Consider the following 16,997-nt stretch of genomic DNA (forward strand, 5'->3'; position numbering starts at 1 on the left):
GTGCCGGCTTGAAGGGCCGCAGCCGGCGGCGCTTCCTGCAGGGCGCGCTCGGCGCCCTCGGCGGCAGCGCCGCCGCAGCGGGCCTGCCCAGGTTCCCCGGGCGCGGCAATTTGCAGGAGGATGAGGGTCGGGGCGTCTGGCAGGGTCTGCTGGATCGGCTCGGCCTGCATCCGAAGGCGGATTTCAGCGGCGGCTTCGTCGGCCAGCAGGTCGAGCGCGGGCACTTGCTGCGCGACTACCGCGGCGCGCCGGCGCCGAGCGAGAGGCGCCGCACCAGCGTCGCCATCGTCGGCGGCGGCATTGCCGGACTTGCCGCCGCGCGCGCCTTGCAGCGCGCGGGTATCGAGGACTACCAGCTGTTCGAGCTGGAAGACGAGGCCGGCGGCAACAGCCGCGGCGGGGTGGTGGGCGGCTACGCCTGTCCCTGGGGCGCGCACTACCTGCCGACACCGGGGCCGTACGCGGAGGATGTGGCCGAGCTGCTGACCGAGTACCGCCTGCGGCGAGAGGTCGGCGGCAAGGCCGAATACGACGAGATGCAGCTATGTCACAGCCCGCAGGAGCGCCTGTACATCGCCGGCGGCTGGCAGGACGGGCTGCTGCCGGTGCGCGGGCAGGATGCGGCGGCCTTCGTCGACTATCGCCGCTTTGCCGAACTGGTCGCGGCGGCGAACCGGCCGCGGGCCTTCACCATTCCCACGGCGAGCAGCCGTTGGGACGAGACCCTGGCGGCGCTGGACGGGCAGAGCTTCCGGCAGTGGCTGGACGCGCAGCAACTCGGCGCACCGGCGTTGCGCTGGTACCTGGACTACTGCTGCCGCGATGACTACGGCGCCGGCATCGACCACGTCTCGGCCTGGGCCGGGCTGCATTACTTCGCCAGCCGCCACGGCTTCACCGCGCCGGGACAGGACAGCGCCAGCAGCAATGAGCTGGATCGCGACGACCTGCTGACCTGGCCCGAGGGCAATGCCTGGCTGGCGCGCCGGCTGGCGGTGCCGCAACGCGAGCGCACGCAGACGGGCGCGCTGGTGCTGCGGGTGGAGGAGGGCCGGCAGCAGGTGGAACTCGACGTGCTGGACCTGCCCAGCCGCCGCCTGGTGCACTGGACCGCGCAGCGGGTGATCCTGGCCGCGCCGCTGTTCGTCGCGGCGCGCCTGCTGGCCAACCCGTCGTCGGCCCTCCTGGAGGCCGCCAGGAGCCTGCCGCACGCGCCCTGGCTGGTGGCCAATCTGCACATCGACAGCCCGCTGATCGAGCACCAGGGCAACGCGCCACTGTCCTGGGATAACGTGCTCTACGGCAGCCCCGGCCTGGGCTATGTCGATGCCATGCACCAGAGCACGCGGCCGTATGCGGATGCCACGGTGCTGACTTACTACACGGCGCTGGGCAACGATCCTTCCGCCGGGCGCCACGCCCTGCTGGAGCGGCCTTGGGCGCAGTGGTGCGAAATGGTGCTGGCCGACCTGGAGCAGGCGCATCCGGATATCCGCAGCAAGGTGCGGAGGATCGAACTGATGCGCTACGGCCATGCCATGGCCATCCCGGCGCCCGGCGTACGCGGCAGCGCCTGGCTGGCGGCCCTGCGGGAGCCGCGGGGGCGGGTGGCGCACGCCCATTCCGACCTGTCGGCCTACTCGGTGTTCGAAGAGGCGTATCACTGGGGGCTGCGGGCCGGCGATGCGGCGGCTGTGGCGCTGCATCGGGGGTAGGGCGGAGGGCCCGCAACCAGGCCCTGATCCCATCCTGGATAGGGGGTCCCTATTGACACGGCGGCAGCGCGTATTGGCGGGATCGCGGGCCGATTTCCGGGTATCCCCAAAACCGGGTGAATTGTTGCTGCTGTGTTAAAATCGCGAGATCAAAAAAATCCCGCGTCCGCATACCGCTGCGCTTGCTGCGGCCTACTGATTGCGCATGACCGAATTCGCCAAAGAAGTACTCTCAGTCAATCTCGAAGACGAGATGAAGCGCTCCTATCTCGATTACGCCATGAGCGTGATCGTGGGGCGTGCCCTCCCCGATGCCCGCGACGGCCTCAAGCCCGTCCACCGCCGCATCCTGTTCGCCCAGCAGCAGCTGAGCAACCACTGGAACCGCTCGTACATCAAGTGCGCCCGCGTGGTCGGCGACGTCATCGGCAAGTACCATCCGCATGGCGACACCGCGGCCTACGATGCGCTGGTGCGCATGGCGCAGGAATTCTCCATGCGCTACCCGCTGATCGACGGCCAGGGCAACTTCGGCTCGGTCGACGGCGACATGGCGGCGGCGATGCGTTACACCGAGTGCCGCATGGCGCGGCTGACCTCGGAAATGCTGGCCGACATCGATTCCGAAACGGTCGACTTCGTCCCCAACTACGACGAGAAAGAGACCGAGCCCTCGGTCCTGCCGACGCGCATCCCGCAGCTGCTGGTCAACGGCTCCTCCGGCATCGCCGTGGGCATGGCCACCAACATCCCGCCGCACAACCTGAGCGAGGTGCTGGACGCCTGTATCGCGCTGATCGACAACCCGGACCTGGACCTGGCCGCGTTGATGAAGCTGGTGCCGGCGCCGGATTTCCCCACCGCCGGCCTGATCGTCGACGCCAGCGGCTTGGTCGATGCCTACGCCCACGGCCGCGGCCGCGTGGTGCTGCGCGCGCGCACCCATATCGAGGAATTCGAGCGGGGCGGCGGCGAGCGCGAGGCGATCATCGTCACCGAGCTGCCGTACCAGGTGAACAAGGCGCGCTTGCTGCAGCAGATCGTCGACCTGGTGAAGGACAAGCGCGTCGAGGGCATCGCCTCCGACGGCCTGCGCGACGAATCCGACAAGGAAGGCATGCGCGTGGTGATCGAGCTGCGCCGCGGCGAGAACGCCGAGGTGCTGCTCAACAACCTGTACCAGCACACCCAGCTGCAGACCTCGTTCAGCATGAACATGGTCGCGCTGGACGGCGGCCAGCCCAAGACCCTGGGCCTCAAGGCCCTGCTGGAGATCTTCCTGCGCCATCGCCGCGAGGTGGTGACGCGGCGCACCCAGTTCCTGCTGCGCAAGGCGCGCGAGCGCGCCCATGTGTTGGAAGGCCTGTCGGTGGCCCTGGCCAATATCGACGAGATCATCGCCCTGATCCGGCATTCGCCCGGCCCGGCCGAGGCGAAGACCGGGCTGATGAGCCGCATCTGGCTGTCCGGCCAGGTCAGCGACATGCTCGCGCGCGCCAGCGCCGACGCTTCGCGCCCGCTGGATCTGCCGGTCGGCTTCGGCCTGGTGGAAGGCGGCTACCGCCTGTCCGAGGCCCAGGCCCAGGCCATTCTGGAACTGCGCCTGCAGCGCCTGACCGGCCTGGAACAGGACAAGATCCACGAGGAATTCCGCGAGCTGCTGGAATCGATCCTCGGCTACCTGGAAATCCTCGGTTCCGAGACGCGCCTGCTGGAAGTGATCCGCGAGGAGTTGCTGGCGATCAAGGAACAGTACGGCGATGCCCGCCGCACCGAGATCAGCGAATTCGCCCTCAACATCAACCGCGAAGACCTGATCGCGCCGCAGGAAATGATCGTGACCCTGTCGCACCAGGGCTACGTCAAGTCGCAGCCGCAGTCCGAGTACCAGGTGCAGCATCGCGGCGGCCGCGGCAAGACCGCGGCGACGACCAAGGACGACGATTACGTGCAGGGCCTGTGGTCGGCGCATACGCATGACTGGCTGCTGTGCTTCTCCAGCAACGGGCGGCTGTACTGGCTGCGCGTGTTCGAACTGCCGGCCGGCAGTTCCGGTTCGCGCGGCAAGCCGTTCGTCAACCTGCTGCCGCTGGAAGAAGGGGAGCGCATTACCACGGTGCTGCCGGTGAAGACCTTCGACACCGGCCAGTATGTGTTCATGGCGACGCGGCGCGGCACGGTGAAGAAGACCCCGCTGGTGGATTTCTCGCGCCCGCGCGCCGCCGGCATCATCGCCGTGGACCTGCGCGTGGACGATGCCCTGGTCGGCGTGGCGCTGACCTCCGGCGAAAGCGATGTACTGCTGTTCTCCGATGCCGGCCGCGTCATCCGCTTCAATGAAACCGATGTGCGTTCGATGGGACGCGGCGCCACCGGCGTGCGCGGCATGCGCCTGATCAAGGCCGGCGCGACGGAAGAGGAAGAATCCGCCGTGGTCGAAGGCGACGCCGAGGGTGAGACCGAGGCCGAAGCCGAGAGCCCCGCCGCCGCGGCGACCAGCGCGCGCGTCATCGCGCTGATCGTGGCGCGCCAGGGCGACATCCTCACCGTGTCCGAGCAGGGCTACGGCAAGCGCACGCCGATCGACGGCTTCCCGCTGCGCGGTCGCGGCGGCCAGGGCGTCATCGCCCAGGCGCTGTCGGACAAGACCGGCAACCTGATCGGCGCGGTGGAAGTGGACGATACCCACGACATCATGCTGATCTCCGACGGCGGGCGCCTGATCCGGGTCGCGGCCAAGGAGATCAAGACCCTGGGCCGCAATACCCAGGGCGTGCGTGTTGCCCGTCCGACCGATGGCGACCGCCTGGTCAGCCTGGATCGCATGACGCCGGAAGTCGAGGCGGAAGCCGGAGCGGCGGAGTCGGGTGATGGGCCTGCCGAGGGTCCGTCCGAGACGCCGCCGGATGGCGCCGAACCTGCCGCTTAAACTACTTTAACTTTATTTGGTAATTGACTGAAATGAGTAGAGTATTCAACTTCAGCGCCGGTCCCGCCACGCTGCCTTTGAGCGTGCTTGAGCAAGTCCAGTCAGAGCTGCTCGACTGGCACGGCAGCGGCATGTCGGTGATGGAGATGAGCCATCGCGACAAGGACTTCATGTCCATCGCCGCCGAGGCCGAAAAGGATCTGCGCGAGCTGCTCGCCGTTCCGGCCAATTACAAGGTGTTGTTCATGCAGGGCGGCGCCATGGGCCAGTTCGCTGCGGTGCCGATGAACCTGCTGCGCGGCAAGACCAGCGCCGACTACGTCGTCACCGGCTCCTGGAGCACCAAGGCGATCAAGGAAGCGGCGCGGTACGCCAAGGCCAACACCGCCGCCAAGCCGGCCGAGGGCAAGTTCAACCACGTGCCCGAGCGCTCCACCTGGAAGCTCGATCCCGATGCGGCCTACGTCTACTACTGCCCTAACGAGACCATCGAGGGCGTGGAATTCGGCTGGGTGCCGGAAGTCGGCACGGTGCCGCTGGTGGCGGATTTCTCCTCGACTTTCCTGTCGCGGCCGCTGGACGTGTCCAAGTTCGGCCTGATCTATGCCGGTGCGCAGAAGAATGCCGGCGCGGCCGGCATCACCTTCGTCATCGTGCGCGATGACCTGATCGGCCAGCCGCTGCCGGCGACGCCTTCGGTGTTCGACTACAAGCTGATGGCCGACAACGAGTCGATGTTGAACACGCCGCCGTGCTTCGCCTGGTATGTCAGCGGCCTGGTGTTCAAGTGGCTGAAGAGCGAGGGCGGGCTGGCCAAGGTGGGCGAGCGCAACCAGCGCAAGGCCGCGCTGCTGTACGACCTGATCGACAGCCAGTCGTTCTACCGCAATCCGGTGGCGAAGCAGGACCGTTCCTGGATGAACGTGGTGTTTACCCTGGCCAATCCGGAGCTCGATGCCGACTTCCTCAAGGGTGCGGCCAAGGCCGGCCTGCCGGGCTTGAAGGGCCATCGTTCGGTCGGCGGCATGCGGGCCAGCATCTACAACGCCATGCCGGAAGCGGGGGTGCAGGCGCTGGTCGACTACATGAAGGAATTTGCGCGGACGCGGGGGTGAGGAGCTGCGCGAATGACTCAATGTCATTCGCGTGGCACCGAACGCCCGGCCAGGGATGACCGGGCAGGGGCTTGATTAAAGGCGCTAAAGTCCCGCCAAGGATGGCGAGTCTGACTTTAAAGAGGATGGCTTTTCAATGCGTTCCGTTGCGGTGTACTGCGGGTCCAGTCCCGGCTTCAATCCGGTTTTCCGGGCGGCCGCAGAGGCATTGGGCCGTACCCTGGCTCAGTCCGCTTGCACCCTGGTCTACGGCGGCAGCCATGCCGGCCTGATGGGCGCGGTGGCGGATGCGGCGCTGGCAGCTGGCGGCAAGGTCATCGGCGTCATTCCGGATGCGCTGGTCAGCCGGGAAGTGGCGCATCGCGGCCTGTCCGAGCTGCAGGTGGTGGGCAGCATGCACGAGCGCAAGGCGCGCATGGCCGAGCTGTCCGAGGCCTTCGTCGCGCTGCCGGGCGGTATCGGCACGCTGGACGAGATCGTCGAGATGTTCACCTGGACCCAACTCGGGATCCATCGCAAGCCTTGCGCTTTCCTCAATATCGGCGGCTATTACGACAGCCTGCTGGCTTTTCTGCGCACCATGGTGGCGCAGGGCTTCCTCCGGCAGGCGCAGGTCGACCAGCTGGTGGTGGCGGAGCGGATCGAAGATCTGCTGCCACACCTCGCCGCCGCGCAGCCGCATCCCGCCGGGCGCCTGGCGGATATCGACCGGGAGCTTGCCCAAACCAGGCCGTGAGATTTCGCTCCGGGCGCGCGGAACGGCACAATAGCGCCCCCTGTGAGGCCAAAACCGGCCTCGCCCAGCACCAGGAACCACCGATGTTCAAGGTCAAGACGCTCAACAACATCTCCGTGTACGGCCTGGAGCGGCTGCCGCGCGACCGTTACGAGGTGGCCTCGGACATCCAGAACCCGGATGCGCTGATGGTGCGTTCGGCCGACCTGCACAAGGCCGAGATCCCGGCTTCGGTGAAGGCCATCGGCCGCGCCGGCGCCGGCACCAACAACATTCCCGTCGCCGCCATGTCGGCGCGCGGCGTGCCGGTGTTCAACGCCCCCGGCGCCAACGCCAACGCGGTGAAGGAGCTGGTGCTGGCCTCGATGCTGCTGGCGGCGCGCAACATCGCCCCGGCGCTGGAGTTCGTGCGCGGGCTGGAAGGCAGCGAGGACGAGCTGCACAAGCTGGTCGAGGACGGCAAGAAGAACTATGTCGGCTTCGAACTGCCGGGCCGGTCGCTGGGCGTGATCGGCCTCGGCGCCATCGGCGTGAAGGTGGCCAATGCGGCGCTGGAACTGGGCATGGAGGTCTATGGCTACGATCCGGCGATGACCGTGCACAACGCCTGGCAGCTCAACTCCGGCGTGCGCCAGGCGCTGTCGGTGGACGATCTGGTGTCGAAGTCGCAGTTCATCTCGGTGCATGTGCCGCTGCTCGACGCCACCCGCAAGCTGATCAACGCCGAGCGCATCCGCCTGATGAAGAAGCCCGGCGTGGTGCTCAATTTCGCCCGCGCCGAGATCGTCGACGAGGACGCGGTGCTGGCCGCCCTGGCCGCGGGCACCATGCGTGCCTATGCCTGCGATTTCCCCAGCGGCAAGTTCAAGGGCAACCCGAAGGTCATCGCCACGCCGCACCTGGGCGCGTCCACCGGCGAGGCCGAGGACAACTGCGCCATCATGGTGGCCGACCAGCTGCGCGAGTTCCTGGAGTCCGGCAACGTGCGCAACTCGGTGAATTTCCCCGAGGCGGTGATGCCGCTGCCGGCGGGCAAGCAGCGCCTGTCCATCGTCAACGCCAACGTGCCCAACATGGTCGGCCAGATCACCACGGCGCTGGCGCAGCACCACATCAATATCGCCGACCTGCTCAACAAGTCGCGCGGCGAGTTGGCCTATACCCTGGTCGACGTCGACCAGGCGATTCCGGCCGAGCTGGTCGCGGATATCGCGAAGATCAAGGGCGTGCTGGCGACGCGCGTCATCGTTTCGTAGGAAAAGATCATGTCCACAGGCAATGAAGAGCTGGGCAAGGCGCGTGAGAAGATCGACGCCATCGATGCCGAGCTGCAGAAGCTGATTTCGCAGCGGGCGCGGGTGGCGGAGGAAGTGCGGGAAATCAAGCTGCGCAACGGCGGCGCGGCCGGCGACCATTACCGCCCGGCGCGCGAGGCGGAAGTGCTGAAGCGCGCCATGGCGCGCAACGAGGGCCCGTTGCCGGACGAGATGATGGCGCGCCTGATGCGCGAGATCATGTCGGCCTGCCTGGCGCTGGAGGCGCCGCTGTCGGTGGCCTACCTCGGCCCCGAGGGCACTTATACCCAGGCCGCGGTGTACAAGCATTTCGGCCACCAGGTGGCGGCGCGCGCGGTGTCGGCCATCGACGAGATCTTCCGTGACGTGGAGTCCGGCATTGCCTCCTATGGCGTGGTGCCGATCGAGAATTCGACCGAGGGTGTGGTCAGCAGCACGCTCGACCTGCTGGCCAATACGCCGCTGTCGATCTGCGGCGAAGTGTGGTTGCCGGTGCACCACCAGTTGCTGAGCCGGCATGAGCGGATCGAGGATGTGCAGGTGGTGTATGCCCACCCGCAATCCTTCGCCCAGTGCCGCCGCTGGCTCGATACGCGCCTGCCGGGCGCGGCGCGTGAGCCGCTGGCCAGCAACGGCGCCGCCGCCAAGCGCGTGGCGGAGAGCGGGCAGGGCGCGGCCATCGCCAGCGCCGCCGCCGGCGAGTTGTATGGCTTGCGCGTGCTCGCCGCCAACGTCGAGGACGATCCCAACAACACCACGCGCTTCCTGGTGATCGGCCGGCAGAATCCGGAAATCACCGGCGCCGACCGCACCTCGCTGGTCTGTTCGGCGCCGAGCGGCGGCGAAGCGGGCGCGCTGTTCCGCCTGCTCGAGCCCTTCGCCGGTGCCGGCATCAATCTCAGCAAGATCGAATCGCGTCCCAGCCGCCGCGGCGTGTGGGACTACAACTTCTTCCTCGACCTCGAAGGCCATCGCGCCGAAGCGCATGTGGCGCAGGCGCTGGAGGAAGTGCGCAAGCGTTCGGCCTTCTTCAAAATACTCGGCTCCTACCCCCGGGCGGTGATGTGATGAGTGGTAAGAAGGAAGTGCTGCCGTTTTTCGAGTTCGTCGCTCCCGGCGTGATGGAGCTGCACCCTTACGAGCCGGGCATGCCGGTGGAAGAACTGCAGCGCCGGCTCGGCGTCAGCAATGCCATCAAGCTGGCCTCCAACGAAAACCCGCTCGGCCCCAGCCCGAAGGTGAAGGCGGCCCTGGCCGCCGCCTCGGAAGGCAATCTGGCGCTGTACCCGGATGATGGCGGCTTCCGCCTCAAGGCCAGGCTGGCGGCGCTGCATGGGGTCGGCCCCGAGTCGATCACCCTGTGCAACGGCTCCAATACCCTGCTCGACCTGGTGGCGCGCGTGTTTCTCGGTCCGGGCCGTGCGGCGATGTACTCCAAGTACGCCTTCGCCGTGTATCCCCTGGTGACGCTGGCGCAGAGCGCCGAGTCCATCGTGGTGCCGGCGTTGCCGGATGACAGCGCCATGCCTTACGGCGACGATGTCGAAGCGATGGCGCGCATGCTGCGCCCGGACGTGGCGGTGATTTTCATCGCCAGCCCCAACAACCCGACCGGCACCTGGGTGGAGCCAGCCGCCTTCGAGCGCTTCATGGCCCAGGTGCCGGCACACACCGTGGTGGTGCTGGATGAGGCTTACCATCACTTCCAGGATCCGGCGACGCGCATCGACAGCGACGCGCTGATGCGCCGTTATCCCAACCTGATGATCACGCGCACCTTCTCCAAGGTGCATGGTATCGCCGCGCTGCGCATCGGCTACGGTGTGGCCCATCCGCAGCTGACCGACCTGCTGCACCGCGTGCGCCAGCCGTTCAACAACGGTTCGCTGGCGCTGCTGGCCGCGGAACTGGCGCTTGAAGATACCGCGCATGTGGCCCGTTGCGTGGAACTCAACGCGCAGGAGCGCAAGCGCGTGACGGCGGCGCTGCAAGGCATGGGTCTGCGCGTGCTGCCGACGCAGGCCAATTTCGTCACGGTGGATTTCGGCAAACCCTCGGCGCCGATCCACCAGGCCTTGCTGGAGCAGGGCGTGATCGTGCGGCCGATGGGGTCGTACCTGTTGCCGAACTTCCTGCGCGTCAGCATCGGCACCGAAGCCGAGAACGACCGCTTCCTCGCCGCGCTGAAGAAAGCCGTTCAGGCATGAGACGCCGCTCGTGGAATTTTGAAAGGCATGGCCTGTCCTCATGCCTGCGCCGACTCGCGACGCCAGGATCCCCACGCTACGCGCGGGGGCCCTCCACGCTGCTCGCGGCGGTTCGATGAGCACGCACGCGCCGATCCGCCGTCTCGCCGTCGTCGGCCTCGGGCTGATCGGCGGCTCGCTGGCGCGCGCGCTGCGCGCGGCCGGCGCCGTCGGTTCCATTTCGGGTTTCGATACCGACGCGGAGCAGGTGCGGCAGGCGCAAACCCTGGGCGTGATCGACATCGCCGCCGCCAGCGCCGAGCAGGCGGTGAAGGGCGCCGACGTGGTGCTGGTCGCGGTGCCGGTGCTGGCCACCGGCGCGGCCCTGCGCGCCTGCGCCCCGGCATTGACGCCGGAGATGATCCTCACCGATGTCGGCAGCACCAAGCAGTCGGTGCTGGCGGCGGCGCGGGAGGTGTTCGGCGAGGTGCCTCCGCGCTTCGTGCCGGGACATCCGATCGCTGGCACCGAGAAGAGCGGCGTAGCCCATTCGCTGGCCGACCTGTTCCGCGGTCATCGCGTGATCCTGACGCCGCACCAGCGGCAGGACGCCGCTGCACAGGAACAGGTGGCCTGGCTGTGGCAGGCCGCCGGCGCGCGCGTGGTGACCATGGAACCGCAGCGCCACGACCAGATCTTCGCCGCCACCTCGCATCTGCCGCACCTGCTGGCCTACAGCTTCGTCGACATGCTGGGGCGGCTGGAGGGTGCTGAAGCCGACCTGTTCCCCAATGCCGGCGGCGGCTTCCGCGATTTCACGCGCATCGCTTCCAGCAGCCCGCGCATGTGGCATGACATCCTGCGCGCCAACGCGCAGCCGGTGGCGGAATTGCTGCGCCGGCAGATTGCCGAGCTGCAGGAACTGCACCAGTTGATCGAAGAGCAGCGCTGGGATGCCCTGCTGGGGATTTTCGAGCGCGCCCGCGCCACCCGCGAGCGGCATCTGGCCAGGATCGAGTGATTCCTTTTCATCCATCGTCGGGTTGATGGCTGTTGTTATCCCTGTGCAGTGGAAATGGACTAAGCTGCCGCGCCCGCAAAAAGCCGCAACCCGATTTCCCGTTTCGACCGAACTGCCCATGTCCGAAGTCACCTTCAATGTCCTCCCCGGCGGCGCCTTTTCCGGCAGTGTGCGCGTGCCCGGCGACAAGTCGATCTCCCACCGCGCGGTGATGTTCGCTTCGCTGGCCGAGGGCCAGTCGGAAGTGCGCGGCTTCCTCACCGGCGAGGACTGCCTGTGCACCATGAAGGCCTTCCGCGCCATGGGCGTGCGCATCGACCAGCTGGCTGAGACGCACCTGCGCGTGCACGGCGTCGGTCTGCACGGCCTGCGCGAGCCGGCGCAGGCGCTGGATCTGGGCAACTCCGGTACCTCGATGCGGCTGATGAGCGGTCTGCTGGCGGCGCAGGCGTTTCCCACCACGCTGCTCGGCGACGAGTCGCTGTCGCGGCGGCCGATGCGGCGCATCGTCGATCCGTTGCGCCAGATGGGGGCGCAGATCGAGACCACGGCGCGCAATACCGCTCCGTTGCGCATCCAGCCGGTTGACGGCGGCCTCCATGCGATCACCTACAAATCCCCCGTGTCCAGCGCCCAGGTCAAGTCCGGCATCCTGCTGGCGGGGCTATACGCCAAGGGACGCACCGAGGTATTCGAACCGGAGCCTTCGCGCGACCACACCGAGCGGATGCTGCGCGCCTTCGGCGTGAAGGTGGAGGCGGAGCCGGGCAGGGCGGCGCTGCAGGGCGGGCAGACCCTGCGCGCCTGCGACGTCGAGGTGCCAGCCGACATTTCCTCGGCTACCTTCTTCATGCTCGGCGCGGCCATCGTGCCGGGCTCGGAGCTGCTGCTGACGGATGTCGGCATCAACCCGACCCGCACCGGTGTGATCGAAATCCTGCGCCGCATGGGTGCGGACATCGAGTTGCTCAACCAGCGCCAGTTCGGCGGCGAGCCGGTTGCGGACCTGCGCGTGCGCGGGCGCCGCCTGCACGGCATCGACATCGGCGGCGAACTGGTGGCGCTGGCCATCGACGAGTTTCCCGCGGTGTTCGTCGCCGCGGCCTGCGCCAGCGGCGAGACCGTGGTCACCGGCGCCGAGGAGCTGCGGGTCAAGGAAACCGACCGTATCCAGGCCATGTGCGACGGCCTCCAGGCCCTGGGCATTTCGGCGCTGGCGCAGCCGGACGGCGCACGCATCACCGGCGGCCGCATGCAGGGCGGCACGGTGGATTCCCGCGGCGATCACCGCATTGCCATGTCCTTCGCCATCGCCGGGCTGCGGGCGGAGCAGCCGATCCGCATCCTCGACTGCGCCAACGTCAACACCTCGTTCCCCGGCTTCGCCAACCTGGCCGCTTCGGCCGGGCTGCGCATCACGGTGCAGGGCTGAGCATGGGTGCCTTGCCGCCGGTCATCGCGGTCGACGGGCCCAGCGGCGTCGGCAAGGGCATGGTGACGCGCTGGCTGGCGCATGAACTGGGCTGGCACCGGCTCGACAGTGGCGCGCTCTACCGCATCCTGGCCCTGGCGGCGCAGCGGGCCGGAATCCCCCATGATCAGCCCGCAGCGGTGGCCGCATTGGCCCCGGGCCTTGATATCCGTTTCGTCGGCACCACTGAAGCGGACGAGGCGATTCTCGTTGATGGTGCGGACTGGACTGCCGACATCCGGGCCGAATCGACCGGCGGCCTGGCCTCGCATATCGCTTCGGCCGAGGCGGTGCGGGCGGCGTTGTTGCAGCGCCAGCGCGATTTCCGGCGGGCACCGGGCCTGGTGGCCGACGGGCGCGACATGGGCACCGTGGTGTTCCCCGACGCGAGGCTGAAGATCTTCCTGGACGCCAGCGCCGAGGCCAGGGCGGAGCGCCGCTGGCGTCAGTTGAGCCAGGCTGGTGTAAATGCTAAACTGTTAGACCTGTGTGATGAAGTGCGCGCCCGAGACGAACGCGACCGCAAACGAGCCATAGCGCCGCTTGCCCCTGCCGCCGACGCCATAGTCGTGGATTCCACGCAGATGAAACCGGACGAAGTTCTGGCGGAAGTCGGGCGTTTGCTGCGTAATCGCGGCATTTCTCCCTGATTTCGTGTCGTTCAGCACCGTTCGCGTATCTGGATCAGGAATTCGCAGGAAAGATTTGGCAGCAAAGGATTTGGGTTGCAAGGATGCCGCCCATTCGTAATCGGACCCCGGTGGCAGGACGCCGCCAGGAAGTTGTCAACCAACCAAGAGTGTTTTGAATGATCGAGAGTTTTGCTGAACTGTTTGAACAAAGCCTGAAGGGCGGCCAGTCGATGCAGCCCGGCACCATCGTCAGCGCGATCGTGCTGGAAGTGAAGCCGGACGTCGTGATCGTCGACGCAGGCCTCAAGTCCGAAGGCGTCATCCCCATCCAGGAATTCCAGATCGACGGCGCGGAAGCCACGGTAGCCGTCGGCGACCGCATCGAAGTCGCCCTGGAAACGGTTGAGGATGGTTTCGGCGAAACCCGTTTCAGCAAGGAAAAGGCCGAGCGCATCCGGACCTGGGACCGCCTCACCAAGGCGTTCGAGGGCAAGGAAACGGTCATCGGCACCATCACCGGCAAGGTCAAGGGCGGTTTCACCGTCGATATCGGCAACGTCCGCGCATTCCTGCCGGGCTCGCTGGTCGACGTCCGTCCGGTGCGCGACACCGCCTACCTGGAAGGCAAGCCGCTCGAGTTCAAGGTCATCAAGCTCGACCGCCTGCGCAATAACGTCGTCGTCTCCCGCCGCGAAGTGCTCGAAGCCGAGTACAGCGCCGAGCGCGACATGCTGCTGGAAAAGCTGCAGGAAGGCGCGATCCTCCGCGGCGTGGTCAAGAACCTCGTCGAATACGGCGCGTTCGTGGACCTCGGCGGCATCGACGGCCTGCTGCACATTACCGACATGACCTGGAAGCGCATCAAGGATCCGGCGGAAGTCGTCACCGTCGGCACCGAAATCGAAGTCAAGGTCCTGAAGTACGACCGCGAGCGTCGCCGCGTGTCGCTGGGCCTGAAGCAACTGGGCGCCGACCCCTGGGTCGATATCGCCCGCCGCTATCCGGAAAAGACCCGCCTGTTCGGCAAGATCACCAACATCACCGACTACGGCGCGTTCGTCGAGATCGAGCCGGGTGTCGAGGGTCTGGTGCACGTTTCCGAAATGGACTGGACCAACAAGAACGTCAACCCGGGCAAGGTTGTGCACCTGGGCGACGAAGTCGAAGTCATGATCCTGGACATCGACGAAGAGCGCCGCCGCATTTCGCTGGGCATGAAGCAGTGCCAGCCGAATCCGTGGGAAGAGTTCGCGCAGAACTTCCAGAAGGGCGACCGCGTCCATGGCGCCATCAAGTCGATCACCGACTTCGGTATCTTCATCGGCCTGGACGGCGGCATCGACGGTCTGGTGCACCTGTCCGACCTGGACTGGAACGAAGCCGGCGAGCAGGCCGTGCGCCGCTACAGCAAGGGCCAGGAAGTCGAAGCCGTGGTTCTGGCCATCGACGGTTCGCGCGAGCGCATCTCCCTGGGCGTGAAGCAGATGCAGCAGGATCCGCTCACCATGTTCCTGGCCGACAACCAGAAAGGTTCGATGGTCAAGGGCATCGTCAAGGCGGTTGATGCCAAGGGCGCCAACATCGAGCTGGCTGGCGGCGTCGAGGCCTACATCAAGGCCGGCGACCTGTCCCGCGACCGCGTCGAGGATGCCACCACGGTTCTGAAGGAAGGCGACACGCTGGAAGCGCGCTTCATCGGCGTGGACCGCAAGAACCGCATCGTCACCCTGTCCGTCAAGGCCAAAGAAATCCAGGAAGAGGAAGAGACCGTGGCTGAGTACAGCCGCAACGCCTCGACCGGCAAGACCAGCCTGGGCGACCTGCTGAAGGAACAGATCGGCGGCAACGATCGTTGATCTTCAAGCGGTAAGTAGTTGAATGAAAAGGGTCATGGAAACATGGCCCTTTTCTTTTGGGTGCTTGCCGAGCGCATCGGCTCCCGATCTGTGACGGAGGTCCGCTTCCGGGCGAAAAAAGCCTGCGTCAAGGAAAACAAACACTTGCAAGGCTTCGGTTTTTTCTTTATTGTAAAATCAATCGCTTAAGCCTTGCTGAGCCCATGACCAAGTCTGAGCTGATCGAATCGCTCGCCCTCAAGCAAACCCATCTGATGCAGAAAGATGTGGAGCTTGCGGTCAAACTCGTCCTCGACCATGTCAGCAACGCGCTGGCGCGGCAGGAGCGTGTTGAAATCCGCGGCTTCGGCAGCTTTGCACTGCACAGCCGCCCGGCGCGCGTCGGCCGCAACCCCAAGACCGGCGAGGCGGTGCGCATCCCGGCCAAACATGTGCCGCACTTCAAGCCCGGCAAGGAAATGCGCGAACGCGTCAACCTGACCCGCCAGGAGGAAGACGCCGCCGCGGCTGCCAAAGCCGCTGCCGCGGCCGGCCAGGCGTAATGTTGCGCATCCTGGTGGTGATGGTGCTGCTGGCGGTGTTCATCGCCGGCGCCGCCCTCGGTTATTTCAACGCCACCCCGGTGGATTTCAACTATCTGTTCGGCATAGCCCAGGTGCGCGTGGTGGTGCTGATCGTCGCCACCTTTGTCGTCGCGGCCCTGCTCACCCTGCTGCTCTGCGCCGGGCGCATTCTCAGCCTGTCGGGAGAGGCGCGGCGCCTGCGCCGGCAACTGCGCGATGCAGAAACCGAGCTGAAAAACCTGCGTAACCTGCCGCTAACGCCCCCTACTTCGCGCTAATGTTCGACAGCTATCTGGCCTGGCTGCTGCTGCCGCTGGGCGTGGCGCTGGGCCTGGCCTGGGCGCGAAACCGTCCCGCCTCCGGCGCCGAGCCGCAATCCCGCGAAGACACCCTGGCCGGACTCAATAGCCTGGCCAACGACAATGCCGACCAGGCCATCGCGGCCTTGAGCCGCGCCGCCGACGCCGAGCCCGCGGCCGAGCTGCAGCTCACCCTCGGTGGGCTGTTCCGCAAGCGCGGCGAGATCGATCGCGCCATCCAGCTGCATGAATCCATCCTGGCGCGCAGCGACCTGCCGCAGAAGATCGCCGATGCGGCGCGGATCGAACTGGCGCAGGACTATCTCAAGGCCGGCTTGCTGGACCGTGCGGAATCCCTGCTGCAGGGCATGGAAGGCACCAGTGCCCAATTGGCGGGGGCGCTGGAGCTGCTGCTGGACCTCTACGAGCAGGCGCGCGACTGGCCGCAGGCGATCGAGACGGCGCGCCGCCTGCAAGCGGTAAAAGGGCAGGGTGTGGGGTCTCGCATCGCGCAGTACTGGTGCGAGTTGGCCGACGCGGCGCAGCACCGCGGCGATACCGCCGAAGCGGCAGCCGACCTGCAAAAAGCCCTGGAAGAGAATCCCGAATGCGCCCGCGCCAGCCTGGCGCAGGCTGCGTTGGCGGAAGCCGCCAAGGACTGGGAGGGCGCCATCAAGGCTTACTGGCGCGCGATGCAGCAGGACGGGCGTTTCTTCAGCGAGGTGGCGCCCGCCATGGAACGTTGCTACGCCGCTGAAAACGACAAGCGCGGCTATGCCGGGTTCCTCGACGAGGCGGAAACCTCGCTCGCCGAATCCGCTGCACCGGCATTGCTCAAGGCACGCTGGTTGCAGTCGCAGGGACAGGATCTGCGGGCCTATTTCGGCGAGCACCTGGCACGCAAGCCGACCCGCCAGGGCATGCTGTTATGGCTGGACAGCGGCATCGGGACGGACGGCGCCCCGCCGTGGCTGGAGACCATGCGCGAATCCCTGAAGAAGTCCCTGCAATCCCGCCCCCGCTACACCTGCACCAGCTGCGGGCTGCAGCCGAGCATGCTGTTCTGGCAATGCCCCAAGTGCAAGCGCTGGGAGACGGTGGTGCCGGTGGAGGAGAAGCTTTGAAGCAGTGGTCAGTGGCTAGTGATCAGTGGCTAGTAACAGCAAGCACCGAACCGGG

Annotated in this window: 14 protein-coding genes; all 14 read left to right on the forward strand. The window is 66.8% G+C overall.

Annotated features, from left to right (window positions below; translation table 11 throughout):
* The first annotated feature begins 8 nt into the window (after nucleotides 1-8).
* The 14 genes from BP26_RS0110685 (at nucleotide 9) to BP26_RS0110755 (ending at nucleotide 16,942) form a co-directional block, all read left to right on the forward strand.
* Nucleotides 9-1,715, forward strand: coding sequence for an FAD-dependent oxidoreductase (locus tag BP26_RS0110685; RefSeq protein ID WP_211254891.1), 1,707 nt, complete (start codon nucleotides 9-11; stop codon nucleotides 1,713-1,715).
* Between the two features lie 205 nt (nucleotides 1,716-1,920).
* Nucleotides 1,921-4,644, forward strand: coding sequence for a DNA gyrase subunit A (gyrA, locus tag BP26_RS0110690; protein ID WP_029920570.1), 2,724 nt, complete (start codon nucleotides 1,921-1,923; stop codon nucleotides 4,642-4,644).
* 32 nt (nucleotides 4,645-4,676) lie between these two features.
* Nucleotides 4,677-5,759 carry a 3-phosphoserine/phosphohydroxythreonine transaminase gene (serC, locus tag BP26_RS0110695; protein WP_029920571.1) on the forward strand — a complete coding sequence of 361 codons (1,083 nt, stop codon included), beginning with the start codon at nucleotides 4,677-4,679 and terminating at the stop codon, nucleotides 5,757-5,759.
* A 136-nt stretch (nucleotides 5,760-5,895) separates the two neighbouring features.
* Nucleotides 5,896-6,495: an LOG family protein gene (locus BP26_RS0110700; protein ID WP_051748836.1), complete on the forward strand. Its 600-nt coding sequence runs from the start codon at nucleotides 5,896-5,898 to the stop codon at nucleotides 6,493-6,495.
* Nucleotides 6,496-6,578: 83 nt separating this feature from the next.
* Nucleotides 6,579-7,751 (forward strand): phosphoglycerate dehydrogenase, encoded by a 1,173-nt coding sequence (locus BP26_RS0110705; RefSeq protein WP_029920573.1) that lies wholly within the window; start codon nucleotides 6,579-6,581, stop codon nucleotides 7,749-7,751.
* A gap of 9 nt (nucleotides 7,752-7,760) precedes the next feature.
* Nucleotides 7,761-8,858, forward strand: a complete 1,098-nt coding sequence (gene pheA / locus BP26_RS0110710; protein WP_029920574.1) for a prephenate dehydratase — start codon at nucleotides 7,761-7,763, stop codon at nucleotides 8,856-8,858.
* On the forward strand, nucleotides 8,858-9,997 hold the full coding sequence (gene hisC, locus BP26_RS0110715; protein ID WP_029920575.1) for a histidinol-phosphate transaminase: 1,140 nt from the start codon (nucleotides 8,858-8,860) through the stop codon (nucleotides 9,995-9,997). The genes pheA and hisC overlap by 1 nt, the downstream gene beginning before the upstream one ends.
* Before the next feature lie 115 nt (nucleotides 9,998-10,112).
* Complete coding sequence (locus BP26_RS0110720; protein ID WP_029920576.1) at nucleotides 10,113-10,997, forward strand: prephenate dehydrogenase; 885 nt, start codon at nucleotides 10,113-10,115, stop codon at nucleotides 10,995-10,997.
* 118 nt (nucleotides 10,998-11,115) lie between these two features.
* Nucleotides 11,116-12,429, forward strand: coding sequence for a 3-phosphoshikimate 1-carboxyvinyltransferase (aroA, locus tag BP26_RS0110725; protein WP_029920577.1), 1,314 nt, complete (start codon nucleotides 11,116-11,118; stop codon nucleotides 12,427-12,429).
* Between the two features lie 2 nt (nucleotides 12,430-12,431).
* Nucleotides 12,432-13,118, forward strand: coding sequence for a (d)CMP kinase (gene cmk / locus BP26_RS0110730; protein WP_029920578.1), 687 nt, complete (start codon nucleotides 12,432-12,434; stop codon nucleotides 13,116-13,118).
* A 158-nt stretch (nucleotides 13,119-13,276) separates the two neighbouring features.
* Complete coding sequence (gene rpsA, locus BP26_RS0110735) at nucleotides 13,277-14,956, forward strand: 30S ribosomal protein S1 (RefSeq protein ID WP_029920579.1); 1,680 nt, start codon at nucleotides 13,277-13,279, stop codon at nucleotides 14,954-14,956.
* Between the two features lie 203 nt (nucleotides 14,957-15,159).
* On the forward strand, nucleotides 15,160-15,498 hold the full coding sequence (locus tag BP26_RS0110745; protein ID WP_029920580.1) for an integration host factor subunit beta: 339 nt from the start codon (nucleotides 15,160-15,162) through the stop codon (nucleotides 15,496-15,498).
* Nucleotides 15,498-15,797, forward strand: a complete 300-nt coding sequence (locus BP26_RS0110750) for a LapA family protein (RefSeq protein ID WP_029920581.1) — start codon at nucleotides 15,498-15,500, stop codon at nucleotides 15,795-15,797. The genes BP26_RS0110745 and BP26_RS0110750 overlap by 1 nt, the downstream gene beginning before the upstream one ends.
* Entirely contained in the window at nucleotides 15,797-16,942 is a 1,146-nt protein-coding gene (locus BP26_RS0110755) for a tetratricopeptide repeat protein (RefSeq protein ID WP_029920582.1), read from the forward strand. The genes BP26_RS0110750 and BP26_RS0110755 overlap by 1 nt, the downstream gene beginning before the upstream one ends.
* Nucleotides 16,943-16,997: the final 55 nt, after the last annotated feature.

Source organism: Nevskia soli DSM 19509, assembly GCF_000711955.1.
Lineage (GTDB): Bacteria > Pseudomonadota > Gammaproteobacteria > Nevskiales > Nevskiaceae > Nevskia > Nevskia soli.